Source organism: Candidatus Villigracilis sp. (assembly GCF_057083605.1).
On record NZ_JBXMTI010000126.1, the window covers coordinates 1 to 26470 of the forward strand.

Consider the following 26470-nt stretch of genomic DNA (forward strand, 5'->3'; position numbering starts at 1 on the left):
GCGCCCAATGCGGCAGGAGGTCCTGGCGGGCTGGCGGAGCGTTGCCTTTTTTTGATTTCGCCATCCCTCGTGCAGCACAAAAAGCTTTGATTTTTTCCCTCTTGACAACTGCTACTCATCGGTGGGCCGCCCCATTGCATACCGACTCAATCTTCCATCATCTTTGGTAACTTTTTCGCATTCGCCACGGTGGAACTGACCTCTTTTGGCAAAGGTGGTATGCCGTCAAAACCTGTTCGTTCCGCGAAACGTGTCACCATTTTGCGCAAGGCTTCCGGTTCCCAAGTTGCCATTTTTGCAACGCTATCTACTCCGGCATCGTAATACAGCCTGGCGCGAATCCCCTTCACGCCCGGCAGACGTGCTAAATCTGACAACTTCACAAGCTCCAACAGAATAGACTTGGGAACGTTGGCCTCCTTTGCAAGGGTAGACCGCTGTTTCTTCGTGCTACCTGCTGCCAACAACTGTTCGGCATTCTTGAGGCCGATGGCTTCGAGCTTTGCGATGCATTCTGGATCAACACCGCGAAAGTCTCTCAATTTGAAAGGATTACGTTTTTTTTCTGCCATACTCAATCGCTTCTCCTCTCCTTGAAATGAGGTACAACTGGGCGGCCCAACTATGGTTTATACAGTGTGCTGTATAAACCCCCGATTTGGGGTGTTATACAGCAATTTTGCTGTATAAGCACCCTATCGACGGCAAAAGCTTAAAATATTGTTAAAAGTATAGCATAATTAAAAATGAAAAATATAAAAAGCACCCATTGAAGTGGGCACTTTTTATGGCTACTATTCTATTTCAATCTCAGGTGCGGCGAGGCATGTTGCTTCCTCCACGCTTTCGGAGAGTCGCTTTTGCTAAAAGCTGCCTAGCTATTCATGAACGCTTCAAGGTTGTCCTTGCTGATCCTGTACGCCTTGCCGACTTTCTTGGCTTTCAAGCTTTTGTCTTTGATGGCTTCGAGGATATCATCCTCGGTTACCTTCATGAACTGGGCGGCTTCAGCGGGTGTCATAATGTCGGGCATCTTTCCGCCAGAGCTGCCACCGCCACCTGGTTGTTGATAGCCGCCTTGTAAGGCTTGCCCCATGATATTGCCAATACCCATACCAGCGCCAATGCCAGCAGTGAGACCGGCGCCGCCGCCTTCGTTCTGAGCCGCATCGCGCATTGCATCTGCGGCCTGCAACTGTGTATAGGTTGCCATATCGAGCATGCCCATATCGCGCAATTCCTGGGCAGATTTTTCGGACGGTTTGAGATTGCCAATGTAGAAAGTCTTAAGCGTCAGGCCGATCGCCTCGAAGTCTTCCTTGGTCTTCGCGCGCACTGCTGCCCCGATCTCTTCCGTCAGACCGATCATTTCAGGAACGGAATTCTTCGCGGCGGTTTCGCCGAGCGCATCCTGCAATTTGGATAACAACATGGTGCGTAAACGCTCTTCAATGTCGGAGGTCCGGTAGGCATGTTGTACGCCCACGATTTGCGTCACGAATTGCTGCGGGTCCTTCACCTGGAATGAGTATGATCCAAATCCCTGCAACAGAGCCACGCCCAACCCCATGCCTGGGTTGCGGACGATGATCGGCTGAGGTGTGCCCCATTTTTTATTTGCAAATTCCTTGCGCGCGACGAAGTACACTTCAGCAGGGAACGGCGTGCGATCATTGAAAGCCTTGCCGACGAAATCGATCAACATTGGGATGTTGGCAGTTGCGATAGTGTGCCGCCCAGGTTTGAACACGTCCAACGCATTGCCGTCGCGGAAGAACACCGCGCTCTGGCTTTCGCGCACTATCACCTGTGAACCGACGCGGAAATCGCCAATGCCCTGTTCTGGAAAGCGGTGCACGATCTCGTCAGACATTTCATCTGCGTATTCAATGACATCAAAAATTCTAGCCATATCTCACTCCTTTTGAATGATTAACGATTTTATTATAGTCGAACTAACTTTTAGCAACAAGAACCGTTTGTCTTATTTTTCTACGAATTTCACTCCCGATTCGTTTCACAACCTGACCAATCACTGCTAACTGAAAACTGATCACTGATAACTCGCACGCCTCATTCCTGACCTTCAACCTGCCGCGCTTTCATTGGCTTTCCTGTCCCTTTGGCTTTGATCATCATCACCTCAGCCATAATGCTGACCGCGATCTCTTCGGGCGTTTCGGCCTGCAACTCCAAACCCATCGGCGAGTGGACTCGCGCGATCTTTTCCTTGGAGATGCCTTTATCTTTCAAGGCTTTGGCGGTAGTGGCCCAACGGCGGCGAGAGCCAATGACGCCGATATAGGCCGCGGCGGAGTCCAGAAGCGGGGCTATGCCTGCTGAGTCCACGTTTGAACCGCGAGTCGTCAAGATCAGAATAGTGCGTTTGTCAATCTTAGTGTGTTCATTAAGTTTATCCATAGTTACAGGGTAATAGGCATCTGCGCCCGGCACAACTTCAGGCGTACAGAATTCGGGGCGATCATCACAGACCGCCACGCGGAATCCCAGCCACTTTGCCAAATGGACGACTGCCTTGCCCACGTGACCTGCGCCAATGACGACCAGGAGCGGGGGAGGAAGGATTGGTTCCACAAAGACCTCCACTTGGCCGCCACACACGCCGGGGTCGCCGCGTGAAGGGTCGGCCATGTTGTAATGTAAAAGACGCGGCTCGCCATCTGTGATCGCCATCCACGCTTCGTCGAGCACGCGATGCTCAAGGTCACCGCCGCCCACAGTGCCGATGAATTTGCCATCCGGGTAGACCAGCATTTTGCTGCCTACATGCCGTGGCGTGGAGCCTTCGCTCTTGGTCACTGTGCACAGGGCGGCAGAGCCATTTTCTTTTTCAACTTCGGAGAGAGCTTGATAAATTAAATTCACTTTATTTGTCCGTCATTTGCTTTTCGATCTCATTCATAGTTTCGTTAAAAGATTTTTCCAAATCTATGTTGTGCTCATGTGCCAGGACGATGATCGACCATAGGCAATCGGAAAGTTCATGCTCTAGTTTTTCCTTGCTATTGGGAATGTTACGTTTGCCGTTTTCTGCAACGATGAGTTTTACAAGATCACCCACATCGCCAACAAAGCCAAGCGCTATTTCTTCATTCGTCCATGACGAGCCGTAAAGCTGATTCTCTTTCTTCTCGTATTGCTTGCGAATTTTTAGAGCTCTGTTGATGATTGTTTGAAATTCCATTTTTGTTTAGCTTTCCAGCAATCCCAACACTGCGGGAAGCAATTGTTTCTTCCTTGAAACCACACCTTGTGCGTCGCGTGTGCCGTCAGCCATAGGGGGGTAGGGTAGGTCGTTCAGGATGGCGGGCGCGTTGGATGAGATCAGCAGGCGGCTGGTGCCGCGCACAATATCGGTCACTAAAAGCATGGCGAAGTCGAGTCCGCGTTTATCACGCAGGTCGTTCAAGGCATTTTGTAGGGGTTCAAGATGTTCGGTCAGTTGCAGGATGTCCGTCACTTCGGCTTGGGCAACAGCGAATTTAAATCCGCCGCCTTCGAAAGGCTTGATATCAGTACTGACCACATCTTTCGGGTCGCGATTGGAGAGCCCTGCGCCTGCGCTTAACACGGCCTTACCATAAGATTCAATTGTCTCACCTTTCAGCGGACTTCCGCCCACGAATGCCCAGCGCGCCAGTTTTTCGGCGGCGTCTTTGTCACGCTGTGTGGTGGTGGGAGATGTCAGGATGAGCGTATCAGATACCAGTCCAGCCAGAAGCGTGCCTGCCAGCGGTGGCGGCATGGAGAGCCCAGCCTCGGCGGTTAGCTCGGTCACCAGTGTCGAAGTCGATCCAACTATATCTACCGTGAAGCGGATGGGTTGATGGGTGTACGGGTTGCCAAGCCTGTGATGATCGAGGATCTCAAGCAGTTCGGCCTCTTCGAGCGCGGCGATTGCCTGACGTGGTTCGTTGTGATCGACAAGAATGATCTTGAGCCGCGGTGGATTCAGGACTTCACGCTGGGTTGCAATGCCCATATAAACGCCGTGTTCATCCACCACCCAGTAATCATTGTATTCATCGCGCAATAATTTATTGAGTGAATCGCGGATGTGGGCATTCGCCGCATACTTCGGGACGGCTGTATCTGCCGCATCTTTGCATTTTTCTGCCATCATCTCGCGCACTGTGGTATCACCGGGGCGAGGGCCAAGGGTTTCGCTAAAATATTTGAAGAGACTCATGCCGTTGATAATGCCGTAAGGGACTCCGTCTTCGCTAACCACGGGAGCGATACCACCAGTTTTGCTGGCCAGGCTCCAGGCTGCGCCAAGCTGTGAATCCGGGCGGATGGTGTCGAGGCGACGCATGACAGAACCAAAGCGAGGCGAGGCATCAGTGAGGAGTGTGGGGGCATCGAGGCGGAGGGTTTTTAATACCCATGACGTTTGCGGATTCAGCGCGCCGGCGCGAGCGGCAACAGCGTTTGTATTATCGCGTTCGCGCAGGAGCCAGGCATAGCCCATGGCAGAGGCAATAGAGTCAGTATCGGGGTTGATATGGCCTACTACGAAAATCTGGTCAGACATTTGATTCTTTCTTGTTCATATATGCTGAAAAGTATGGGTGGTTTTCTGATTATATCTCGCCTTTATCCAGCATCTCCAAAAAGATGTTAACAACCTGGGGATCGAAATGTTTCCCTGATTGATCGATGAAGTATTGTATTTTTTGTTGGTGAGGCCAGGCTTTATTGTAGGGGCGATCATAACTCAGTGCATCCCAAACATCCGCCACGGCAAAGATGCGGGCAGAGATCGGTATTTGCCCTCCTTTTAGTTTTTGTGGATATCCGGTTCCGTCCCATTTTTCATGATGCGAGTAGGGAATCTCGGTTGCCTTGTTTAGAAAGGTGATGGGCAATAGAAGTTTGTAAGCTGTTTCAGGGTGTTGCTGTACGATCAGTCGTTCCTCGGGTGTGAGCTTCCCCGGCTTGTGCAGGATCTCATCGGGAATGCTTATTTTTCCAATATCGTGCAATATGGAGCCGCTGCGAATATCTTCAAGTTCTTCACCCTCTATTCCCATTTTTCTCGCGATCTTCAAGGTGTTTTCCGTCACACGGCGGGAATGACCCTCTGTTTCCTTGTCACGTAATTCCAACGCGCGGGCGAGTCCCTCGAGCATGGTGTCGTAGGCATCTGCCAATTCCCGTGTGCGTTCGCGGACGCGATCTTCAAGCCTGGTATTGAGATTTCGGAGCTCATGTTCCAGTTCTTTGAGCGCGGTAATGTCGTGCGAGATATAGATGCGCCCCATCATTTCACGTTGCGAGTTGTAAAGCGGCCAGACCGTTAATTCGTAATGGATCTGTTTTTTTTCGATATTAAAGATCGCTTCTGTGCGTGCGTAGGAAACATGTGTGTACATTTTTATGGGGATGGGAAAATCATCAAACACTATTTTGGCAGGTTCACCGATAACCTCATTTGCCTTTTTTTCAAGTAAGACCAGCATCGAGGAATTAATATCCACAATAAGGTTTTGGTTGTCCAAAATGACAACAGGGTCCACCATGGCTTCAAATGCCTGATCGCGCCCGATGGGAGCAATCTCGAAGATCCGAAAGCGGAACAGACCCCATGCGATGATCAAATTCCCAAGGGCGGCTGTAAATGGGGTGGCATCACGTTGTGGCGCTATGCTTATATTTAAGAGGGAAAAGATGGTACCAATGAAAGGGATCAGGAAACCCAGGATGATCAAAACGATCTGGGCGCGGTATAGGCCATGAGGGTGAATAATACGACGGAGTAATATATACAGCCCCCAGAGCATAAGGGTATAGCTATAGAAGACATCCCCTAAAATTACGGGTGTAAATTTGTAAAATAATTCAGAGAATGGGGAGCCAGGCACCAGGTATGCATTTTTGTATATCAAATGGTGACAATTATCTGTGATAAGCAGAAGTGTGAACAGCACTGGAGTAATGAGTGAAGTCAGGAGTAAAGTTCCTGGCTTGCGAAGTTTGTAGTCTGTGAATTGAACGGCGAAAACTGGCAGTGCAACAATTATCAGCAAACTTGCCAGCCATTCAAAGCCGTCCCAGAAGATTTTCCCGGCCAAGTCCGGGCTGACCAACTCCATGATGAATCCGCCAATCCATAAGGATTGCCCGAACACATACCAACTATATGCAATTGCCCCCTGCGCGTGGCGTCTGCTCCATGAATAGAGCAGAATGGCGATGGATAGTGATAACGAAACAAAATATGGGATTAAATAAAGGGTTTCAGCGCGGGTCATGATGAGACAATAAAAATCCTGAGATTAGGATTATATCTCGCCTCGGTTTAGAAGTTCGATGAAGATTTTCACAATCTTCGGGTCAAAATGTTTGCCCGACTCATCCTGCAAATATTGGGTTACTTTTTCCTTGTCCCATGCGTTTCGATAGGTGCGGTCGGATGATAGTGCGTCCCATACATCGGCCACTGCGAAGATTCGCGCCGTAAATGGGATTTCATTCCCTTTCAGCCCCCGCGGATATCCACTGCCATCCCATTTTTCGTGGTGACAATAAGGAATCTCCAGCGCCTTTTCCAGGTATGGAATCCTGGAGAGCAGGTCATATGCCACCTGGGGATGAAGATTGACAATTTCCCTCTCCTCTTTTGAGAGAGGCCCATCTTTTCTTAGGATCTCATCCGGGATCGCCATTTTGCCAATGTCATGCAGGATCGATCCGCGACGGACATTCATCAGTTCGTCTTCTTTCACGCCCATGGCCCGCGCGATGATCAGGGTCGCTTCCATCACGCGCCGCGAATGGCCTTCTGTTTCTTTATCCCGCAGTTCAAGCGCCTTGGCCCAGCCTTCCAGCGTTGTATCGTATGCCACTGCAAGGTCTGCTTCGGCCTGTTTTAGCTTGGTGATATCCAAAATAGATACCATCACCCTACTCCAGGAATCCTCATGGCCGGGCGAAATATTACCATTGACGATCAGGTAAAGCGGATTCCCGCTGCGGTCTTTCCGTTTCACATTGACTTCAAAATGACTGCGGTTTGCGATAAGGGCAAGGAGCTCACTAATAAAATCGGCGAGATATTCAGGATGCATCAATTCGCTAACGCTGACTTGCAGCGCCTTTTTACTTTCCACCGCATACCATTTTATGGCTGCCTTGTTGACATCTACGATATAAACTGATTCCAGGAATTCCTTGGCTACCTGCGGATGTTCCTTGAAATAAACTTGAAAATCGCGGACTCCGCTGCGCTCCAACTCGTTGATGCGCTGTTTAACTACCGAGAAATCCTCCTCCAACAATGGAATGGGGGAGTCTTCAAATAGAGCGCGATATCGCTCTTCGCTTTCTCTTAATTCACCCGTTCTTTCTTTAACTCGCTGGTCAAGTTCGGATGAAAGGATGCGATAACTGACTTCCAAGGCCTTGGTCCTCGTAATGTCGTGAGCTACAATGATGTGGCCGATCAATTCGCGATTGTTATTGATCATGGGCGAGACGCTGATGTCGTAAAAAAGCGTATCGTCCTGTGTTTTGACGGAAATTTCCCTTCTCTCTTCGTGGGGCTTCTCAAGCATTTCAAGAAGATCAGGCCAGTCGTCTAATATGTCACGGGGCAGGCGTCCAACTACTTCCTGATATTCTTCCTCGATCATGTTTAGCGCCGCAGAATTAATATCCACGATGCGATTCGTTGTATCCAGTACGATCACCGCATTGTTCAAGTTTTCGACAATACGCTCGCGTGCGATAGGTGTAATGTCGAAGAGCCCATAGCGAAATAATCCCCAGGCAACAATCAGGTTGCCCATCGCGAATGAGAACGGAGCCAGATCCCGCTGCAGTGTGATCTGTATGCCTGCCAGTGCAAAAAGTGACAAGATAACCGGGATTAAAAACCCGAATGCCACTGTTAGATATTGCAGCCGATAGACTTGGTTCGTTTGGAAGGCGCGCCTGATCAGCAAGCTGATGCCGTAAAAATTTGCACCATACACATAAAATATGGCATAGATATAAACGACAATTGTGAGATCATATAGAAGTTCGGGGAAGGGATATGCGGCGCTGAGATGTGGGTTGGGGTAAATTAAATGATGCAGGCTGTCGGTTAATAAGAGCAGACTGAGTGTAAGTGGAAAGAAAAGCCAAAATCCCCATGTGATGCGCGGGTGTCGAAATTTCTTCCCTGAAAATCGAACTGCGAAAATCAGGAAGGGAAGGATAACAAGGAATGAATCCGTCAGCCACTGAAGTTTATCCCACATCAATTTGGTTTCAAGATTGGGGCTGACCAGCTCAAAGATGAAGGCGAATATCGTAAGGGATTGTCCGCCCACAAACCAGAGATAGGTCTCGGCCCCTCTTACGCGGCGATGCTTCCATGAATATAAAAATACACCCAGTGTAATCGCAAGTGAAATAAAATACGGAAATAGGTAAAAGAACTCTTCGCGGTTCATTGATGGTTTTTGTGGAGCTACCTATTCAGGATCGGTGCATTTAACAGTGCTGCATGAATTTTGTATAGACATCATTATATCGTGCATCTTCAAGCCAAGCACGAAAGGCTTGGCAGTCGTTTTGCCTTTTACCATTGCACCTGCGAGTTTTGAATCCAAAGCTTGATTTGCTCACCTTGCCAAATTCTTGATTGCCCTCCAGACTTTCTCCGGTGTAGTAGGTATGTTATCCACGTTCACTCCCAATGCATCCAGGATGGCGTTTCCAACAGCAGGTGCGACACCATCCATGGGAATCTCTGCCACGGCTTTCACGCCGAATGGATGACTCGGTTCAAACGTCTCCACGAAAATTGTTTCCAGTTCTGGCATCTCATCGGCGCGAAAGAGGTGATAGCGGTCAAAGTCACGTTCGATGGCGTTACCCTTCTCGTCGTAACGCATTTCCTCGGTGACGGCATAGCCGAGAGCTTGTGTCATGCCGCCTTCGATTTGTCCCGAAGCAGTGAGCGGATTCACGATCACGCCTGAATCTACTGCCATGACGAGCCTATCCACAGTGACTTGACCCGTCTCGGTGTCCACAGTCACTTCGGCGAATTGCGCGGCAAATGGAGGCGGCGACACAGGCGAGACATAACTTGCCACGCCCATGATCTGTTCCTGATTATTTTTGTGCAATGAATCAAGAGCGATTTCAGCCATTGAAACTGATCTTCCATCGGGTGCAATTGCCATGCGATTGGCGAGTCTAAAATCTTCCGACTTGTATACTTGTTTACCTGTTTCCTTGTCTACTTCTTTGTTCAGCATCATCGCCGCGCGGACTCTGACTCTCTCCGCAACAATTTTTGCTGCATTGACAGCAGCTGTGCCAGAAATATACGTGGTTGAAGAAGCATATGCACCCTTATCGAATGGTGTGAAATCTGTATCCGATGAATAGCAGATCATGTCTTCCACAGGTACACCCAATACTTCTGCGGCCATTTGCGCCAGGACAGTGTCCGAGCCGGTGCCGAGATCGGTTGCGCCGACTAAAAGGTTGAAAGAACCGTCGTCATTCATCTTGATGGATGCACCGCCCATATCAAGGTACGGAATGGCTGTCCCTTGCATGACCATCGCGACGCCAATGCCTTTTCTTTTGGTCGAAGGTCGAAGGTCGAAGGTCATACCAGACTTTTGACTTTCGACTTTTGACGAAGAATTTCGCCATTCTTCATTCCCATACTTATCATCCCAGTTGATGGCGGCGCGGCCCTGGGCAACGCATTGCTCCAAGCCCACGGTGTGAATGATCTCGGGGCGTGGTTCGCGGCCCTCATTCCATGCCGTTGAGAACGGATGATATTCGCCCGGGTGAATGGCGTTCTTCAAGCGGAAATCTATGGGGTCAAAGCCCATGGCGCGGGCGATCTTTTCCATATGACGGTCGAGCGGCCAATAACCTTGCGGTACGCCATATCCACGGAAGGCGCCAGCGGGAGGTGTGTTGGTGTAAACCACGTCCGCATAAAAGCGGATGTTGGGAGCTTTGCGATATTCGCCATCGCCAACGTACAAAGCCATGGCTTTATGACCTGTATTGCCAGTGACGGTCAATGCATGACAGCCGTATGCGCCAGTGTCTGAAAGCGCATACATCGAGTTGGCTGTGATGGTTCCATCTTTCTTTACACCGGTCTTCATCCGCACGCGCATGGGATGTCGCGAACGCGCGGCAATGAACTCCTCTTCGCGGGTGTATTCGTAAATAACAGGTCGCTTGGTGGCAATGGTGAGATGAGCGGGCACATCCTCCATCAAGACTTCCTGTTTGCCGCCAAAGCCACCGCCAATACGCGGCTTGATCACGCGTATTCTTTTTACAGGCAATCCCAACACGGGCGCGAGCATCCTTCTCACATGAAACGGAACCTGCGTGGATGTGCGAATCACGAGGCGATCATCTTCATCCCAATAAGTGATAGTAATATGTGGTTCAATAGATGCTTGTTGAACCTTTGGTACTTCGTATTCAGCTTCGAAAATTTCATCAGCTTCCTGAAAACCTTTTTCCACATCGCCGATGTCAATACGAATTTCGGCAGCTAAATTCTTTTCAGGGTTGGAATCTGCAAAGTTGACATATTCGGGTTCTTCATGAATCCGAACGGATTCTGGCTTCATCGATTCGCGTGAGTCCAAAATAAAAGGCAGAACTTCGTATTCAACATCAATAAGGCTTAATGCCTTTTCTGCAATTTCAGGAGTCTCCGCTGCGACAAATGCAACACGATCTCCAACAAAGCGAACTTTATGATCTAAAGAAAAAGTATCCAATGGCCCAGGGATCGGGTCGGATTGCCCTGCGGTGGAATACACGACTCGCGGAATATCCTGCCATGTCAGCACGGCCGCAACGCCCTCAAGCGCCCTGGCTTTTGTTACATCGATCTTTTTGATGTTTGCGTGCGCGTGCGGTGAATGTAAAACCTTGGCATGCAGCAGGCCGCGTTTTTCAAAGTCGCCTGTGAAGGCGGGCTTCCCTTGTACGAGCTTGATCGCGTCCACTTTGATTTCAGGCTTGCCAACCGTTTGCCAAGTCTGGCTTTCGGGTGTGAGAACTACCTTGGGTCGAACCAGCACACGGGTAGAGGAAGAAGCGGGCGCGTCTCCTTGAGGCGCATCAGGCTTGGGCGTTCCGAAATCCGAGTTGATGGATGAAATGTCAATCGGTTCGTCACCGCGTAATTCAGCCGCCGCTTTCAACACCGCCTGGACGGGTTTGAGATAGCCTGTGCAACGACAAAGGACACCAGAGATCGCCTCGCGGACTTGCGCCTCGGACGGGTTCGGATTTTTCTCAAGCAGACTCTTGGCTGCAAGAATTTGCGCGGGTGTGCAGTATCCGCATTGGATGGCGCCCGACTCAACGAAAGCCTTTTGCAGCGGATGCAGGCCATCGGTTTTCTTCCAGCCCTGTTCGGGATGTTCGCCCAGCGCTTCAATGGTTGCGATTTTGTGACCCTCGGCTTGTGCCGCAAGCATCGACCCCGCGTTGATAGGCTTGCCGTCCAACAAAACTGTATCTGCGCCAGAGAGCCCGCCCTCATCGCCGAATTTGACCCCGTGATAGCCAAGCCCGCGCAGCGCGCCGAGCAAGGTCATGGATGGCGCTATGTCTATCGCGTGTTCAATACCATTAACTTTAAGGGTGATGTTCATTAAGTCTCCTGTAGTGCTACAGAATTATTTCAATCGTTTTTTCAAATCTTCAAAATGAGCAAGGATTTCAGGATGGTAATCAAATTTTCCTGCGTGAGATAATGATTCCTTTATGATTTGTTCCAGTTCTTCCACATTTATTTGATTGTGTTGAATTAGAAAAATGATATCTTCCAAGTCAGTTTCAAATCCACGATCTACTTTGCTTAGTGCAATGCTGTACGGGTCGACAATATAGGCATTCACATTTCCAAATTGACCGATGTGGATTTTGCGTTGTTCGTTTCCTTCTGGTAAAGGGATGAAGCGTTCAATGGGGACAGGCTCAGTTTCCAGCCCCAGTTCGGTAGCGATCTCCTCAATGAGGATTTGAAAGTCGTCTTTTTGCATATCGTTGCCTACATAATCAATATCAAGCGTATCGCGCGAACTCCCAAGAAGGATCAATGCGCTACCTCCAAGCAGGTAAAGGGTTGCTTGTTTGGGATAGCGGCTTCCCAATCTCGCGAGAAACTCCTGTATCATCCCTTTGTTCATATTTTTCACTTGAATTTTTCCATGTGTTTGATAAGGCGTTCTGCGGCATGCTCGTATGTTCCAAGCCAATTAATTGTATGTTCGCTCATAATTTGATGGCGCTTTGCCAGTTGCAAAAGATTCTGGTTGGGATCTTTTTCTGGCAATACACCTAATTTACTGGAAAACAAGTCTGGTAATTGATTTTGTCCGCCGAAAATTTTGTGTAATCGTTCCTGATACTTTATTTGGAGGAAAACAGCGGCTGTGAAGTAAAAACGAAGAACATTTTGACCTGATTGCGGAGACAGAGACCTATCCGCTTTTTGCGCTTCAGCAGAGAATTCAGGATGACGTAGGAATAAGGGAATCAAAGACAGGCGCACGCGAGCGTTTTCACTTTGCGCGAGCAATGAGATGAGTTTTGCGGGCGCGAGCAAAGGTGTTGAACTGAACTGGCGTCCCATCAAGAATCGCACATCCCGTGCCCAGAGTTCGGAGACTAGTTGATCTTCAGAGATTATCTCAACATTCATCCAGTTTTCACTTTCTACTTTCACAAAACCTTCGTCACTTTCAAGCCAGCTTTCGCGCCTTCGATCGCAGCCTGCGAACCGACCACAACCACCGCGTTTGATTTCGCGGCCTTTTCAAGTACTTCGCCGAAAGCAATAAAATCTTCGCCGTTGGTCGATAATACTTCGTCACGGATTTTCTGCCGTATCTCATCGGTACGGCCCGTGAGGTAGCGCATCATGGAAGTATATCCCTTTGCATCGGGGAGTTGATAGGCATCCAGTTCGCCGATGGCTGCAATGATGGCTTTCTTTAATTCATTATCTGATAGGCGCGTAGCGTCGAGTCCTTTTAAGAACGCGGCGGCTTCATCGTAATTTTTGATCGTTGCTGTGATATTCGGATCGCGATACGAAAGAAAGGTCAATATGCCAGTGCTGTGATCGAATTGAACGAACGCGCCATATGCGCCGCCCAGCACGCGGATCTTTTCCCACAAATGAGTCATGCGCAAGAAGCCTGTGATCACCTCGGCAGAACCGTCGAACTCGTAACCAAGTTGGTACAGGTCCGCGCCTTTGCCCACGTAATTGACCTGTGCCGGAATGGCGAGACCTTCCTTCTCGATTTTCGTTTCAACTTCGAAGACTTTGACGTTTGTATCCTTCACGGGCATCGCAAAGATGAAATTCTCCAGATGGGGCTGCACGGTTTTCCAATTCGCCGAATCAAGCGTCACGTTGCATAGCATGGTCTTGCTGTTGATCAATGCATCGCGCATGTCTTCGAGTTTCTTCAAAACCTTCGGCCATTTCTTATCAATGTCATTCGCCAGTTCGCGCAGCGCAAAAAGATAACCAATGCCTTTGGTCTGGTCGTTGATCCAGCCCGCGCCGCCAAATTGTGCGCGCAGACGCATGTTCGCAAAGCGGTGCCCGCCGGACGCAAGGCCAGATTCCATTCCAGCTTTTTCTTCAAGCACCATTTGCTTGAGTCGTTCTTTGTTGTCGAATTTTGTGGTGAGCAGGATGTCCCTCAGGATGTTGAACATCTCTGTAGATTTTTCGACCGTTGACTTGCCTCTGATCATCAGCATTGCCACGCTCTCTCTGGACTTTTGAGTTGTCACGCTGACCGACGAGCCGTGGATTCCACCCGTGCTTTTTCCGATCCGCTGCGAGAGTTTGACGTAATCTTCGGTCTCGGTTCCCAGTTCAAACAAAGCACGCGCGAATATCTCGGTCAGTGGCAGGAGTTCCTGCGGCATGGTTCGCAAGTCAAAGCCAAGATCAAAATACACAATTCCGTTGGTGAAGATATCATGATACAGAACTTTCGCATCCTGAACTTGTATCTCTTCAATGGGAATTGTCCGCACTTGTTTATCGAGGTCCTTCAAATCCAATACGGGAAGTGTTTCCAACGCTTCAGCAGAGTCAGGAGTCTCCTGCATGAGTTTGAGTTGTTTTGCGGTCTTGACCAACTCATGTAATTTCTTTTCAGTCATCGCCTCACGTGCCGACTTTAATCGGGCCTGTTCCTCTTCCTCGAAACGGTGACCAAGCTCAGGGTCGGGTTTGAAGCGGATAACCGTCTTGTGAACATTATCCAGCAAATGCAACTGAATCATCTTTTCAAAGTAGCGGCTGTCACTTGCTAATTTGGTTTTGATCACATTGAGCGGTGCTTCAAAAGCCAGCAGGCTGAACGGATCGCCTTCGTGCATCCAGGTGGTGAGTGCACTCAGCATCACGGCAATACCGCGCGGGAACGAGCCTGTGTTGTATTCGCGCAATTGGAATTCAAGGGTGTTCATCGAAGCGGCGATCATCTCCGTGTCAATGCCATCGCGGACGAGATTCTGCAAAGTTTCGATAATGAGATTTTCGATCTTCTTTGCATGGCGGGCGCGCGTGCCTTTGAGACCAGTCGAGAAGATCATCTCGCGCAAATCAGATTCGAGGCCGAGGCCCGCGAGGTCTTCGCCAAGACCAGAGTCAACCAATGCCTTGCGGAGCGGCGAAGCGGGCGTGCCAATAAGTGCATGTTCCAAAATGTGAAAACTGAAATTCAACACGGGGTCAGATGTATCTGGTAATTTCCAGTTGACCGTGAGGTAATGCTTCTTTTCAATGTCATCCGCATCTGTGCCAGCATCGTAAGAGTATTCAATCTTCTTCGCGCGCGTGAACGGCTTGATAAGCAGCACATCGGATTTGACTTTCTTCCTTTTGTATGGCTTGAGATAACCTTCCATTAATTTCAAGCGCTTGTCGGGGTCGTCGTTGCCGTAGAAAAAAATAAAAGCATTGGACGGGTGATAATAAGTTTCCCAAAAACCTCTAAAGTTTTCGTAAGTGAGATCGGGTATGTTTGCAGGGTCGCCGCCCGAGTCCACACCATAGACATGTTTGGGGAACAGCGATTGCTGAATCACTTTCGCGAGCAAATTCTCAGGAGAGGAATAGGCACCCTTCATTTCGTTGAAGACCACGCCTTTGTAGGCCAGCGGCTCTTTCACGTTGCCGATCTCGTAATGCCAGCCCTCCTGCATCAATGTCTGTTCGGTAATGCGCGGATGTAAAACCGCATCCATGTAAACATCGATCAAATTGTAAAAATCTTTTTCATTCTGGCTGGCTACAGGGTAACAAGTCTTATCGGGATATGTGAATGCGTTGACAAAGGTCGCAAGCGAGCCTTTGAGTAATTCCACAAACGGTTCCTTGACGGGATATTTCTCCGAGCCGCCGAGGACAGAATGTTCAAGGATATGTGCCACACCCGTTGAATCCTTTGGCGTGGTGCGGAAGTTGATGGAGAACACTTTGTTTTCATCTTCGTTGATGATGGAAAGCAATCGCGCACCCGTCCGCTTGTGCTCGTACAATTTTGCATCGCAATTCAACTCAGGAATGTTTTGTTCTTTAATAAGAGTAAATGATTTGGACATGATTCTCCTAAAGTAGTTTACAGGTTGCATGTTGGAAAGTCACAAGTTAAGAACCTTCAACCTTTTACCTGCAACTTTCTAACTTTTTCTCGCAGTTCATCAATTACTTTCAATTTTCCCTTGTCTTGATAAAACCACAAATCCCAGCCGTTGGCGGGAGTTTTCAAAAGTTCCTTTGCCACTGAATGGATCGAACCCATAACCTTTCCACATTTAATATGTCCATTGGAGAGAATGACGGCTTCGCGTTTGCCTTTCGCGAAATATAATGTTTGGCCCGCTTTGAGCAGTCCGCTCTCAAGCAGCGCTCCAAACGGGACCCGAACCTGATTGCGCTTCTCAGGCAGTCCCAACGCCTCGGCAGGGGACTGGGTCGCTGCGTCAATGCGTTTCTGCGCGATATTGATATATTTCTTGTCACGTTCGATACCGATGAAATTACGTCCCAGCATCTTTGCAACTGCACCTGTTGTGCCGCTCCCAAAAAATGGATCGAGGATCACATCGCCCTGATTCGTGGAAGACAGTATGACGCGATATAACAATGCCTCAGGTTTTTGAGTGGGATGCGCCTTTAAGCCATTCCATTTGATTCTTTCCTTGCCAGTTGCCAGCGGAAGAACCCAGTCACTGCGCATTTGCAGATCGTCATTCAGGGCTTTCATCGCTTGATGGTTAAAGGTGTACTTCACACCCTTTTTCTTTTGCGCCCAGATCATAGTTTCATGCGCATTGGTGAAGCGCACGCCGCGGAAATTTGGCATGGGGTTTGAATTATGTGTCAATACCCCTGATGCTAATGAAAAAAGATGAGATTTACCTTCTACTGCAATATCCCAAAAATCTTTGGACCAAGATCTTCCAATAGCAACAACTTCACTGTCAAGTTTTGTGTTGTGATGATTACTTCGCTCAAACCGGACTTCCCCTCGAATGACTTGAAAATTCTTTTCGTGTAGTTTTATGTTTCCGGGGTGCATGCGCACACTCGCTCCGATTCTTGCGCAGAGCGTCCTTAAGTCGCTTTCAAGGAGTAGGTTTTGCGTGAAGCCTAATCTCCAGCGATTATTATTTGCGTCGTAATGACCATCTCCTTCAAGATAACCGTTTAATACTGACTCTAGAAATTGATTTGACCTGTCCCAGCATTTTTTATTTAAATGCTTATGCTTTGCGGTGTTTCCAGCAATGTACGTATCAATAATCGCATTGAGAATTTTTCCATTTAAATTAATGGTGCATCCATTGTCACTCGTTTGATGAACTGCGCAAGTGCCGTGATACGAATGTGCTATCCAGTCTAGTTTTTTAATACGCTCAGTTTCTTTGGTATGACTTGAAATCATAATTGTATCTTCGCTGCGTGAACCCTCTGCTAGATATATACCAATAAGCCAGCCAATATTTTCATCTTCTAAATTATCGGGTGTCGAAATTGATTCTGGTTCTGGCAATATGCATGTATCAATGACATCTCCAATTTCCAGTTCCTGGGTAGTAAGCAGTCCTCGTTTCGTTGGCCATTTGTGTTCTGATGTACAACGAATCCTTTCACCGCTCCGTAAAATGATCTCTTTACACTCTGCGTTGATTGATTGATGTTGCCAGCTAATCACACGCACCCATTCCTGTCCATTCCACAATTTAACGTTTTCTGAGTTAAGCCTTACTAAATCCTTTATCGTGGTTGGTCTTTCTCCGCGTTCTGTTCTTGCATATAAGTATGTTGTGGCTGAAAGGCACTTGAGCCAAATTACATCATTTAAAATCCAAAAGCCTAAATCTTGCATTGCCTTTCCAACGCGAAAAATGTTGTGATATGACCCAATGACCCAGATCGTGCCGGTTTCCTTTAACACCCGTTGAGTGGCGCGCAGCCACTTATGAGTAAATTCATCATACTCGGCAAAACTTGAAAATCTGTCCCAAGCATTATTGACCGCATCCACCTTGGACCTGTCAGGACGATAAAGATCATTTTGTAGTTGCAGGTTATACGGAGGATCAGCGAATACCAAATCTACCGAGTTCTCAGGGATGGAATTAAGAATCTCAATACAGTTGCCAGGCAGAATTTGGTTGAGGGGGAGGTTGGTCACTCGGGGAATTATACCTTTGGAAGAATCCAAAAGATATGGACAGTGTGTAAGAGGTCTTTTAAACCGTGACTTGGTACACGGATTACGTGGAAAAGAACAGATTTTTTGGCTTATTCCACATCCTCATCATCCACAATGATAGGGGGCGCAGTATTCAGCTCGTGAGCCCAAACGCCGTTTTCATTCATCATGGATGCGATTTCATAAGGGGTGAGCAGAACTTCAAGTTTCTGCGCTTCGATAAATTCCAGAATTAACTTATGTGGCGGTTTTTCTGTCTTGAAACTTTTTTGAACTTGGCCCAGGAAATATTTGGCACTTTCCTGCGAGATCTGAAATTGCGAAGCTATTTTTTCGAAGGGTTTGATCTTATCCATATTTTTCCAGGCTATTTCAAACTTTCCAAACATCTCTTCGCCAATACTGCCGCCACATCCATTCTATATTCTGCGGAGGCCCATTCATCATTGGCTTCATGGTAAGCGTTGCTAGCGGCGATCTCGATGCCATTGGCTTCGGTGCCATCCATCGCTAATAAAGGACTCTTGCCATATCCGCCGAGTGTTAGACGGGTGCGGCCAGAGTTCCACTGAGTCAACGCGGCGCAGATGATGGGTTTATCCGCTGGAGTGCGGGAGACAAATTCAAAGGCGAATTTTGGATTGAGCGAAATCGTGATGGATGTGATGAGTCCACGAGGTCGGGTGAGGAGGAATTCACTCAGACCATGAACGACGGACGATTGACCACCGTCTGCGGTCAATGGTCTATGGTCGATCTTCGCATCCATTGCTAGTAGCATCGTGGCGAATGGGGAGCGGCCATCACTGGCAACGAGAGTCCCCGCCGCAGTTGCAGAGTTGCGGATATTAATGGGTGCTTCGAGTTTGATGGCGGTTTTCAAAGCTTGAGGGGAATGTTCAGATTCAAGCAATGATTGTAAAGTGCAGGTCGCGCCGATTTGCACTTCATTTCCATTAACGCGAAGCGAATCCAAGCCGAGGCGTTGGAGGTCTACAACGGAAACAGGATCAGTTGTCGGCTGGGAGAGAAGCGTGCCGCCTCCGAGGGGAAGAGTATCTGGTTGAGTCAGAAGCGCAAGGGCTTCGTCTAATGTTTGAGGTCTGTGATAGGCAATGATCATAACGAATCTCCCTCTTGATTATACAGGGTTATGGTGCGGGGAGGGTTACTTTGAAGCGCACGGCAGCGAGGCGTAATGCGAAGACTACGCCCGCGCCGATAGCGGATGCGATAAGCGAATCTATTTGTATCCAGATCAGGAAAATGAAGACCCACGTGCCGATGAAGGAACAGGTGGCGTATAGCTCTGTGCTCTGACGGAAAACATTGGGAATGCGGTTGCAGAGCAGGTCGCGCAGCACGCCGCCAAATATGCCCGTGACCACTCCCATCAACACGGCGACAATGGGTGAGAGTTCAAGTTGAAGTGCGTAGGTTGCACCGAGGATGCTAAACAAGCCGAGGCCGATGGCGTCGGCAATGAGGAGAAAGACATTTGAAATTTTATCGAGGCGGTAGAAGGAGAAAGCGGCAAATGCAAATGTGACGATGGTGAGCCAGGGATCGATAACCCAGAAGACAGGCGTGCGCCCAAGCAGAAGGTCGCGAATGGTTCCGCCGCCAAAAGCGTTAACGAAGGCTATGGTGACCGCACCGACGATGTCCATTTCGTTCTTCCGCGCTTCGAGAGCGCCTGATATGGCAGATGCGCTGACAGCGATATAAGTGAGGATGAGGAGGATGTTATCCATTGGATCAAATAAGTTTCATTAGGACTGCGTGGGAAAAACTTTTTCCGCTAATCTACGCCAATCTTCACTAATCTTTTAAATTTGTGAAGATTGGCGGATTCATTTGTAGAGTGAACCACTGAAATTAATAGACTCTAACAATAATAGCGCATACCGCGATTTTTTATCCACAGGATCATTATCCGCAGATGGCACGAATTTTCGCAGATTTTGCTTTGAAATTCTTTAATCAGCGCAATCTGCGGATTATTTCCGATAATGTCTAATATCCCCGCTTTGAAACTCTGGCCTTTTGAATGGCAGGTAGAAGCAATCCTATAATGAGGAACAAAATAAACGCACCAATCCCGACACCAGGCAATACACTTTGTGCAACTGGCACAGGTGTACGCGTTGATGTGGTTGTTGCTGTGGGTGTGAGCGTGGGAGTTGCGGTATCTGGAATTTCAGTGGCCGTGGGAGTGAATGAAGGTGTCAGCGTGAGTGTTGGGGTGTTGGTTGGGGTGTGTGTTGGCGTTTCTGTTGGGGTGCGGGTGAATGTGGGAGGAAGGGGAGTAGGCGTTCTTTTTGGGTGGCCTTCGTTTTCCTCGGTGGGAGGGCATGGCAGGGGGTTCCCAACCGAATCGGTGCCGCATCCAGCATCCTGTGCATGCACAGGAACATGAGGAGTGAGAAAAAGCATAAAAGCAAATAACGTGCCTGCAGTCACCAATAAAATATGTTTTGATTTCATCTTTTACCTAGTCGGGATAAACCTTCCAGCCCAGCTCACCCAGGCGGGATATGTCAAATTGATCCTGCGGCACATTGATGTGCATGCCCGTGCCTTCGGCCAGCAATTCATCTGTTTCCGCGTTATAAACACCCGCCCAGGCTTTGGCAACTTTCCCTTTACTTTTTCCGACCTTGCCGATGATCCTTAGCATTTTTCCGATCGGTACATTTTTACGATATTTCACTTCCAGTTTTCCAGTAAACATGAACCGCGGATTATTCGCGTCGCTTCCCATGTGGGCACGTCCACTGATCTCATCGATGAGTGCTGCGACGATCCCGCCATGCAGCACGCCGGGATAACCTTGAAAATGATCGGGTGCGATGTATTGCGTTTCAACGACACCTGGTTCCACTTCATAAATATGCAAATGCAAACCAACAGGATTTTCCATTCCACAAATGAAACAGTGACGTGAGTTCGGTTGTTTTATTTTTGACATGAGGCGGATTATACTCTGGACATGCCTCAGCCTAAAATTTTTATTACCCGCCTCATCCCCAGCCGAGGGTTGGATCTGATCAACCAGCATTTTCAACCTGACGTTTGGTTCCACGATCTGCCGCCAACGAGGGAACAGTTGCTCGAAAAAGTTCGCGCTGTGGACGGTTTACTTTGCCTGCTCACTGAAAAAGTGGATGCTGAATTGATGGACGCGGCTGGATCACAACTTAAGGTGATTAGCAGTATGTCTGTTGGTGTAGACCATGTTGATGTAGCCGCCGCCACTGCGCGCGGAATCCCCGTTGGCAACACGCCCGGAGTTCTGACCGACGCCACCGCAGACCAAGCTTTTGCTTTGATGCTGGCTGCGGCAAGGCACATCACAGAAGCTGAGAGGTATCTGCGGGCAGGTAAATGGGTGACTTGGAGTCCGAGCCTCTTGCTGGGGGCAGATACTGCTGGGGCTACACTTGGAATTATCGGGTTTGGGAGGATTGGTCAGGCCGTGGCAAAACGAGCACAGGGTTTTGATATGCGCGTGATTTTCCATGACCCCACCGCAGACTCGACATATGGTGCACAACCTGTTGATCTGGATACGCTTTTGCGCGAATCGGATTTTGTTTCTTTACATGTCCCGCTAACGCCAACCACAAAGCATTTGGTCAACGCTGGATTTTTGGCGAAGATGAAACCGAATGCGATTCTAGTCAATACTGCGCGCGGTGGAGTACTCAATCAAACAGCACTATATAACGCCTTGAAATCAAACCAAATCTTTGCCGCTGCATTGGATGTAACCGACCCCGAGCCCCTGCCGATGGATAGCCCCTTGCTTGAATTAGAGAACTGCATCATCGTCCCACACCTTGGCAGTGCCAGCAGAAAAACACGTGACATGATGTCACTACTTGCCGCAGAGAACTTGATCGCAGGGTTGAAGGGGGAGAGATTACCGAATTGTGTGAATCCTGAAGTGTATAAATAACGTCATTGCGAGGAGGGTGCTCTTCCCGACGAAGCAATCTCCGATAGCGTACGAGATTGCTTCGCAAAGAACGCTCGCAATGACGGGCTGCTACTTCTCTCCCCAATGAATTGCAATCGTCCCGAACATCAACCTCTTGAAATCAACCTTCTTAAAACCTGCCACGATCATGCGTGAAGCGAGTTGTTCAGCAGTGAGAAATCCTTCTGTGGTGTCGGGGAGATAGTTATAAGCATCGCGCATCCCAGAGAGCAAACCTCCAACTGTGGGAATGATTACGTGCATATGAATCCAAATAAACGGGGAAAGGATATTTTTCTTCGGGCGTGTGGTGTCAAGGATGACGATCCGCCCGCCAGGTTTGAGGATGCGATACTGTTCCTTCAACGCCTGTTGGATGTCGGTCACATTGCGAATCAAAAAACCAGAAACTACTGCATCGAATATTTCGTTCTTGAAAGGCAGGTTTAATGCATCCGCGGCAGACCATTCTAAATTTCCGTTTTTGTTTCCAACGCGCATCATCTCAATCGTAAAATCCGCTGCGGTCACTTTGGTTTTCGGTTCCTGCCTCAGGGCTTCACGTGCTAAATCGCCAGTGCCAGTTCCCATGTCCAGCAAAGAGGCGTTGGGAATTAATCTTGCACGGTAAATCACTTCTCTACGCCAGCGGACGTCTTGTCCGCCAGTCATGAGCCTGTTCATCAAATCATAACGATGCGCGATCTTTGTAAACATGGATTGCACATATTGTGCGCGTTCCTGCCTTGTTAGCTGGGTCATGTATTCTCCTGAAATTATTTCGTGAGCGATATTATAACCACATGTTATACTGCGGCCTCTTGGAGCCCAACGTCTCCCGATGTTGGAATTTGGTCTCCGCGTATTGGAGTATTGATGTCACAAGAAAAACCAAACATCATTCAAATCTGGTGGCTGGCTATTCGTCCGCGCACACTGCCTGCCGCTGCATCAGGTGTGGTGATGGGAAGTGCGCTTGCGTGGTACGACGATTCGTTTCACTTTGGCCCTGCCCTCGCAGCGTTGTTAGTTGCGCTGCTTTTGCAAATTGGTAGTAACGTGGCCAATGACGTTTTTGATTTCGAGCGCGGTGCGGATACATCCGAGAGACAGGGCCCATTGCGTGTGACACAGGCGGGATTGCTTTCGCCTGCGCAAGTGAAACGTGGAATGTACATCATCTTTGGATTAGCTGCACTTTGCGGTTTATACCTCGCCTCGCTTCGCGGTTGGACCGTGATCCTGATCGGCGTCGTCGCCATTATCTCCGCTATTGCGTATACTGGCGGGCCATTTCCACTTGGCTATTATGGACTCGGTGATGTATTCGTCTTTATTTTCTTTGGCCTCGCTGCCGTGGCGGGAACATATTATGTGCAAGTTGGCACAGTCAGTGCCGCCGCCTGGTGGATGTCTCTTCCTGTTGGCTTGATCGTCACTGCGATTTTGGTGGTCAATAATTTGCGTGATCTGGAAAATGATCGTATTGCTGGCAAGCATACCCTTGCTGTGATGTTCGGTGAAAAAGCAACAAAGATCGAATATGTCTTATGCGTTGGGATTGCGTATTTGATTTTGCCTGTTCTGGTCTTTTTGCAGCTTGTGCCTGTTACCGCATTGTTAGCGTGGTTATCTTTACCAATTGCCATCAAAACTTTGCGGACAGTTTTTACACAGAAGGGCACTCCACTTAATGCCGCACTTGCAGGGACGGGTCAAGTTGCATTAATTTTCAGCGTTTTGTTTTGGGTGGGATTGGTGTTTTCATAACAACTCGGTGGTCGAGTAGGCGAGTGCTCTTCTCGCTCGTATCGAGATCACAAATGGCAAGTAAACATACTATAGGTGGTCTCGATACGCCCCTCGAAAAACACTCGGGGCTACTCGACCACCAGACTACCCAACTAACGAACTACTCAACTAACAAACTTCCACCTGCACCACTTGCGCTCCAACCAATCCACACCGAAATACATCCCCAATCCCAATAGACTCATTGCCACCACGCCCGCATACATGGCGGGATAATTGAATAAGGTACTTCCTTGATAATAAATATAGTAGCCAAGCCCATATTTTGTTGCGAACAATTCTGAGATATATAAAACTGCCACCGCCGTCCCAATGGACTGGCGCAGTGCCGTCAATATCGCGGGCAAACTTGCTGGTAAATAGACGAAGCGAAATAGCGCGCGCCGTCCTGCGCCGAGGCTTTGTAAACTTTGCAGCAACTGAGGTGGGATTCCCACGGCCTGATCGCGAACGAGTACGACAATCTGAAAAAACAGGATCAAAAAGATGAGCGTGATCTTGGCCGTATCGCCAATCCCAAGAAATAATAAGACCACGGGCACGAATACAACTTTTGGAATCGGGTACAGTAAATAAATAATGGGCGATAACAGTCGATTCGCGGTTTTGGATGCGCCGATAGCCAACCCTGCTGGGGCCGCGATTAACACTGAAAGCAACATCCCTGCTGTCACGCGCCATAGGCTGACACCAAAATGAATTAATAGTCCATTGCTTAATTCTTTAGCGAAGACAACAAGCACGTCCCACGGCGCGGGCAGGATGGGACGGTTTACGATCAGCGCGGCAATTTGCCAGATGATGACCAACCCCAAGGTGGCGAGTATTACGTCACGTCGTTTCATTGCATCCCTGTGCCGCGACATTTATGTCGCTTGCCAATTGAAGCGCAAGATGAATCTTGCGGTACATTACAGGGTTTCATGCTGCATTTCTTTCCAGAGCAAATCACATAACTCATGATATACCTGACTACTTCGATGTCCATTTCGATCTGCGTTTGGATTCTCGAAAACTTTTGCATTTTGATTCGGCGCAACGCCAAGCAGGAGTATCTTTTTCCCTAACGCAACCGCTTCTTCAATCGCGTGTGTGACAATCACCAGGGTCAAATTTTGTTCGGCGCAAAGAGATAGTGTTAAGTTTTGCAAATCTTCGCGGGTGATGGCGTCAAGGGACGAAAACGGTTCGTCCATCAAAAGCAGATCGGGTTCGAGGGCGAGGGTGCGGGCGATGGCAGTGCGCTGGCGCTGTCCGCCTGAGATTTGCGATGGGAATTTTTCGGCAACTTCGCTCAACCCCAATCTATCCAGCCAGTGATCGACATTATCTTTTGGCAGGTAATTCTCTGGCGTGTGTTTTCCATCCGCGCCGTAAAATTTACGGACGTGTAAACCCAACTCTACATTCTCACGAATTGTTGACCACGGAAGCAGGCCGTAGTCTTGAAGGATAAGTCCACTGCGTGGGCGTGGGCGAGAAAGTGCTTCACCGTCAATTTTGATTTCACCTGATGTCGGCTGGCGCAACCCTGCAAGCAGATAAAGCAAAGTTGTCTTGCCGCAGCCCGATGGGCCGAGAATAGACCACGTCTCACCGCGAGTGATCGAAAGTGAAAAATTCTCGAAGAGCGGAGAAGCGTGAGGATAGGCGAAGGTGAGCGAGTTAATTTGGATCATGAATAAATTGGGATGGAAAGAGAATTACGAATTGCGTAATACGTATTACGCAATTCGTAATTGTGGGCAATCTGTTCCAGCTTAAAGCGCTGTCATAATACCGGTACCAACTACCCGTTAAGGAAGAAGCGAGCCGTTCACCGAATCCGCGTATGAAACATCCGCAGTTAACATCCCTTTTTCTTTGGTCCAGTTCATGGCGTCGCTCCATTCTTCTTCAGAGGGAATGCCAGCCGCGGGGAAGAGCGGAACTTTGTACGATTCAAGCAGCGGCGGCGGGACAAGATTATTGTCACTCAGTACGCTCGTGTATTTGGCAGGGTCGTTGTTAAGCATGGCCGTTGCGGCTTCGATGGCGGCAAGGAAAGCGCGCACGGCTTCGGGATTGGCGTCGATCACTTCCTTGCGGAAGGAGATCACGCTGAAACCATATTCGGGGTGCTGCGAATCATCGAGCACGATCACTGCGCCTTGTTGAACAGCCAGCGCGCCGAGCGGGTCGGGAAGCACGCCAGCTTTGAGTTCGCCCGATGCTAGCAGCGCCATGCGATCAGGGATTTTCGGAACGGCGATGGTCTTGATATCATCAGCAGTGAAACCCTCGGCTTGCAAAAGACGCTCGGTTACATATTCGATGACAGTGCCTTGCGAAACGCCAATCTCAACGCCCTTTAAACCCTGCGCATCGGTGATGCCGCTTTGTGCAGATGCCAGAATAAAGAAGTGACCCGACTCAGCAGTGGGGCGCAGTGCGTATCGAACCACCTGAACCTGGGTCTGCTCTTTGTTGAAGAGCATGGTCGAGATGGTCTCGTTGACCATGCCATCGGCTTGACCCGCGGCGATAAGCTGGTCACGTTCGGGCGCGGATGCGACGGGAACAAATTCAACATTGACTCCAAATTTTGCAAACAAACCTTCCTGTTGCGCGATGTACATCGGAAGCGTATCGATGATGGGGAGGACAGCGATCTTAAGTGTGACCATTTCACTGACGGGCGCTTCAGTCTGGATCTGTGAGCCTGTTTCTGTTTCTACTGGCATTGCCTCAGGTGTAGCAGTTACCGCTGGCGCGCAAGCCGCAATCAGTGTGGCAAATAAAAGGACAAGCGATAGGGTGTTGCGTAATTTCATTCAAAGTCTCCTATAGTTTATTTTGGAGTCCAAAGTCTCCAGACTTTGGACATGTCTCTAAAAGTTAAAGCCAACGTCGGGAGGCA

The 26470-nt window shown here is 48.9% G+C and carries 23 protein-coding genes and 1 pseudogene; 2 read left to right on the forward strand and 22 right to left on the reverse strand.

Going from position 1 to position 26470, the window contains the following annotated elements; genetic code table 11:
- Positions 1–146 precede the first annotated feature (146 nt).
- The 18 genes and pseudogenes from AC14M5_RS18960 to AC14M5_RS19045 all read right to left on the reverse strand — a co-directional run bounded on the left by AC14M5_RS18960 (position 147) and on the right by AC14M5_RS19045 (position 20748).
- Positions 147–572 carry a DUF4332 domain-containing protein gene (locus AC14M5_RS18960; protein WP_484031277.1) on the reverse strand — a complete coding sequence of 142 codons (426 nt, stop codon included), beginning with the start codon at positions 570–572 and terminating at the stop codon, positions 147–149.
- Between the two features lie 302 nt (positions 573–874).
- Positions 875–1912 (reverse strand): SPFH domain-containing protein, encoded by a 1038-nt coding sequence (locus tag AC14M5_RS18965; protein WP_484031278.1) that lies wholly within the window; start codon positions 1910–1912, stop codon positions 875–877.
- A 161-nt stretch (positions 1913–2073) separates the two neighbouring features.
- Positions 2074–2886, reverse strand: a complete 813-nt coding sequence (locus tag AC14M5_RS18970; RefSeq protein WP_484031279.1) for an XdhC family protein — start codon at positions 2884–2886, stop codon at positions 2074–2076.
- Position 2887: 1 nt separating this feature from the next.
- The gene (locus tag AC14M5_RS18975) at positions 2888–3205 is read right to left on the reverse strand and encodes a MazG nucleotide pyrophosphohydrolase domain-containing protein (protein WP_484031280.1); all 318 of its coding nucleotides are present in this window, start codon (positions 3203–3205) and stop codon (positions 2888–2890) included.
- 6 nt (positions 3206–3211) lie between these two features.
- Positions 3212–4555 (reverse strand): DHHA2 domain-containing protein, encoded by a 1344-nt coding sequence (locus AC14M5_RS18980; RefSeq protein ID WP_484031281.1) that lies wholly within the window; start codon positions 4553–4555, stop codon positions 3212–3214.
- Between the two features lie 49 nt (positions 4556–4604).
- Positions 4605–6275 (reverse strand): histidine kinase N-terminal 7TM domain-containing protein, encoded by a 1671-nt coding sequence (locus AC14M5_RS18985; RefSeq protein ID WP_484031282.1) that lies wholly within the window; start codon positions 6273–6275, stop codon positions 4605–4607.
- A gap of 30 nt (positions 6276–6305) precedes the next feature.
- Positions 6306–8462 carry a histidine kinase N-terminal 7TM domain-containing protein gene (locus tag AC14M5_RS18990; RefSeq protein ID WP_484031283.1) on the reverse strand — a complete coding sequence of 719 codons (2157 nt, stop codon included), beginning with the start codon at positions 8460–8462 and terminating at the stop codon, positions 6306–6308.
- Between the two features lie 171 nt (positions 8463–8633).
- Entirely contained in the window at positions 8634–11672 is a 3039-nt protein-coding gene (locus AC14M5_RS18995; RefSeq protein WP_484031284.1) for a molybdopterin-dependent oxidoreductase, read from the reverse strand.
- A 24-nt stretch (positions 11673–11696) separates the two neighbouring features.
- Entirely contained in the window at positions 11697–12209 is a 513-nt protein-coding gene (locus AC14M5_RS19000; protein WP_484031331.1) for a DUF6036 family nucleotidyltransferase, read from the reverse strand.
- A 5-nt stretch (positions 12210–12214) separates the two neighbouring features.
- Positions 12215–12748, reverse strand: a complete 534-nt coding sequence (locus tag AC14M5_RS19005) for a hypothetical protein (protein WP_484031285.1) — start codon at positions 12746–12748, stop codon at positions 12215–12217.
- Positions 12745–15657, reverse strand: a complete 2913-nt coding sequence (locus AC14M5_RS19010; RefSeq protein WP_484031286.1) for an insulinase family protein — start codon at positions 15655–15657, stop codon at positions 12745–12747. The genes AC14M5_RS19005 and AC14M5_RS19010 overlap by 4 nt, the downstream gene beginning before the upstream one ends.
- A gap of 56 nt (positions 15658–15713) precedes the next feature.
- Positions 15714–17003, reverse strand: a complete 1290-nt coding sequence (locus tag AC14M5_RS19015; RefSeq protein ID WP_484031332.1) for a DNA methyltransferase — start codon at positions 17001–17003, stop codon at positions 15714–15716.
- Between the two features lie 395 nt (positions 17004–17398).
- A pseudogene (locus AC14M5_RS19020) lies at positions 17399–17756 on the reverse strand (DNA-methyltransferase); the annotation flags it as partial.
- A gap of 110 nt (positions 17757–17866) precedes the next feature.
- Entirely contained in the window at positions 17867–18133 is a 267-nt protein-coding gene (locus AC14M5_RS19025; RefSeq protein WP_484031287.1) for a hypothetical protein, read from the reverse strand.
- An 11-nt stretch (positions 18134–18144) separates the two neighbouring features.
- Positions 18145–18900, reverse strand: a complete 756-nt coding sequence (locus AC14M5_RS19030; RefSeq protein ID WP_484031288.1) for an FAD binding domain-containing protein — start codon at positions 18898–18900, stop codon at positions 18145–18147.
- Positions 18901–18928: 28 nt separating this feature from the next.
- Positions 18929–19531 (reverse strand): trimeric intracellular cation channel family protein, encoded by a 603-nt coding sequence (locus AC14M5_RS19035; RefSeq protein WP_484031289.1) that lies wholly within the window; start codon positions 19529–19531, stop codon positions 18929–18931.
- Between the two features lie 262 nt (positions 19532–19793).
- Entirely contained in the window at positions 19794–20264 is a 471-nt protein-coding gene (locus tag AC14M5_RS19040; protein ID WP_484031290.1) for a hypothetical protein, read from the reverse strand.
- A 7-nt stretch (positions 20265–20271) separates the two neighbouring features.
- Positions 20272–20748 (reverse strand): PaaI family thioesterase, encoded by a 477-nt coding sequence (locus AC14M5_RS19045; protein WP_484031291.1) that lies wholly within the window; start codon positions 20746–20748, stop codon positions 20272–20274.
- 21 nt (positions 20749–20769) lie between these two features.
- Here AC14M5_RS19045 and AC14M5_RS19050 point away from each other — a divergent pair, with 21 nt between their 5' ends.
- Positions 20770–21738 (forward strand): 2-hydroxyacid dehydrogenase, encoded by a 969-nt coding sequence (locus tag AC14M5_RS19050; RefSeq protein WP_484031292.1) that lies wholly within the window; start codon positions 20770–20772, stop codon positions 21736–21738.
- A gap of 90 nt (positions 21739–21828) precedes the next feature.
- On the opposite strand, the gene AC14M5_RS19055 is transcribed toward AC14M5_RS19050, so the two are convergent.
- Positions 21829–22521 carry a ubiquinone/menaquinone biosynthesis methyltransferase gene (locus tag AC14M5_RS19055; RefSeq protein WP_484031293.1) on the reverse strand — a complete coding sequence of 231 codons (693 nt, stop codon included), beginning with the start codon at positions 22519–22521 and terminating at the stop codon, positions 21829–21831.
- Between the two features lie 114 nt (positions 22522–22635).
- Here AC14M5_RS19055 and AC14M5_RS19060 point away from each other — a divergent pair, with 114 nt between their 5' ends.
- Complete coding sequence (locus tag AC14M5_RS19060; RefSeq protein WP_484031294.1) at positions 22636–23529, forward strand: 1,4-dihydroxy-2-naphthoate polyprenyltransferase; 894 nt, start codon at positions 22636–22638, stop codon at positions 23527–23529.
- 146 nt (positions 23530–23675) lie between these two features.
- On the opposite strand, the gene AC14M5_RS19065 is transcribed toward AC14M5_RS19060, so the two are convergent.
- From AC14M5_RS19065 to AC14M5_RS19075, 3 genes are all read right to left on the reverse strand, one after another.
- Positions 23676–24416 carry an ABC transporter permease gene (locus AC14M5_RS19065; protein WP_484031295.1) on the reverse strand — a complete coding sequence of 247 codons (741 nt, stop codon included), beginning with the start codon at positions 24414–24416 and terminating at the stop codon, positions 23676–23678.
- A gap of 66 nt (positions 24417–24482) precedes the next feature.
- Positions 24483–25250: an ABC transporter ATP-binding protein gene (locus AC14M5_RS19070; RefSeq protein ID WP_484031296.1), complete on the reverse strand. Its 768-nt coding sequence runs from the start codon at positions 25248–25250 to the stop codon at positions 24483–24485.
- A 117-nt stretch (positions 25251–25367) separates the two neighbouring features.
- Positions 25368–26384, reverse strand: a complete 1017-nt coding sequence (locus tag AC14M5_RS19075) for an ABC transporter substrate-binding protein (RefSeq protein WP_484031297.1) — start codon at positions 26382–26384, stop codon at positions 25368–25370.
- Between the last annotated feature and the right edge of the window lie 86 nt (positions 26385–26470).

Bases quoted from the DNA above. Each gene is read 5' to 3' on its own strand.
- AC14M5_RS19070 (WP_484031296.1), bottom strand. From the start codon at position 25,250: ATGATCCAAATTAACTCGCTCACCTTCGCCTATCCTCACGCTTCTCCG.
- AC14M5_RS19075 (WP_484031297.1), bottom strand. From the start codon at position 26,384: ATGAAATTACGCAACACCCTATCGCTTGTCCTTTTATTTGCCACACTG.
- AC14M5_RS19060 (WP_484031294.1), top strand. From the start codon at position 22,636: ATGTCACAAGAAAAACCAAACATCATTCAAATCTGGTGGCTGGCTATT.
- AC14M5_RS18995 (WP_484031284.1), bottom strand. From the start codon at position 11,672: ATGAACATCACCCTTAAAGTTAATGGTATTGAACACGCGATAGACATA.
- AC14M5_RS19010 (WP_484031286.1), bottom strand. From the start codon at position 15,657: ATGTCCAAATCATTTACTCTTATTAAAGAACAAAACATTCCTGAGTTG.
- AC14M5_RS19025 (WP_484031287.1), bottom strand. From the start codon at position 18,133: ATGGATAAGATCAAACCCTTCGAAAAAATAGCTTCGCAATTTCAGATC.
- AC14M5_RS19065 (WP_484031295.1), bottom strand. From the start codon at position 24,416: ATGAAACGACGTGACGTAATACTCGCCACCTTGGGGTTGGTCATCATC.
- AC14M5_RS18990 (WP_484031283.1), bottom strand. From the start codon at position 8,462: ATGAACCGCGAAGAGTTCTTTTACCTATTTCCGTATTTTATTTCACTT.
- AC14M5_RS18985 (WP_484031282.1), bottom strand. From the start codon at position 6,275: ATGACCCGCGCTGAAACCCTTTATTTAATCCCATATTTTGTTTCGTTA.
- AC14M5_RS18975 (WP_484031280.1), bottom strand. From the start codon at position 3,205: ATGGAATTTCAAACAATCATCAACAGAGCTCTAAAAATTCGCAAGCAA.
- AC14M5_RS19055 (WP_484031293.1), bottom strand. From the start codon at position 22,521: ATGACCCAGCTAACAAGGCAGGAACGCGCACAATATGTGCAATCCATG.
- AC14M5_RS19045 (WP_484031291.1), bottom strand. From the start codon at position 20,748: ATGTCAAAAATAAAACAACCGAACTCACGTCACTGTTTCATTTGTGGA.
- AC14M5_RS19050 (WP_484031292.1), top strand. From the start codon at position 20,770: ATGCCTCAGCCTAAAATTTTTATTACCCGCCTCATCCCCAGCCGAGGG.
- AC14M5_RS19030 (WP_484031288.1), bottom strand. From the start codon at position 18,900: ATGATCATTGCCTATCACAGACCTCAAACATTAGACGAAGCCCTTGCG.
- AC14M5_RS19040 (WP_484031290.1), bottom strand. From the start codon at position 20,264: ATGAAATCAAAACATATTTTATTGGTGACTGCAGGCACGTTATTTGCT.
- AC14M5_RS18965 (WP_484031278.1), bottom strand. From the start codon at position 1,912: ATGGCTAGAATTTTTGATGTCATTGAATACGCAGATGAAATGTCTGAC.
- AC14M5_RS19035 (WP_484031289.1), bottom strand. From the start codon at position 19,531: ATGGATAACATCCTCCTCATCCTCACTTATATCGCTGTCAGCGCATCT.
- AC14M5_RS18980 (WP_484031281.1), bottom strand. From the start codon at position 4,555: ATGTCTGACCAGATTTTCGTAGTAGGCCATATCAACCCCGATACTGAC.
- AC14M5_RS18960 (WP_484031277.1), bottom strand. From the start codon at position 572: ATGGCAGAAAAAAAACGTAATCCTTTCAAATTGAGAGACTTTCGCGGT.
- AC14M5_RS19015 (WP_484031332.1), bottom strand. From the start codon at position 17,003: ATGATTTCAAGTCATACCAAAGAAACTGAGCGTATTAAAAAACTAGAC.
- AC14M5_RS19000 (WP_484031331.1), bottom strand. From the start codon at position 12,209: ATGAACAAAGGGATGATACAGGAGTTTCTCGCGAGATTGGGAAGCCGC.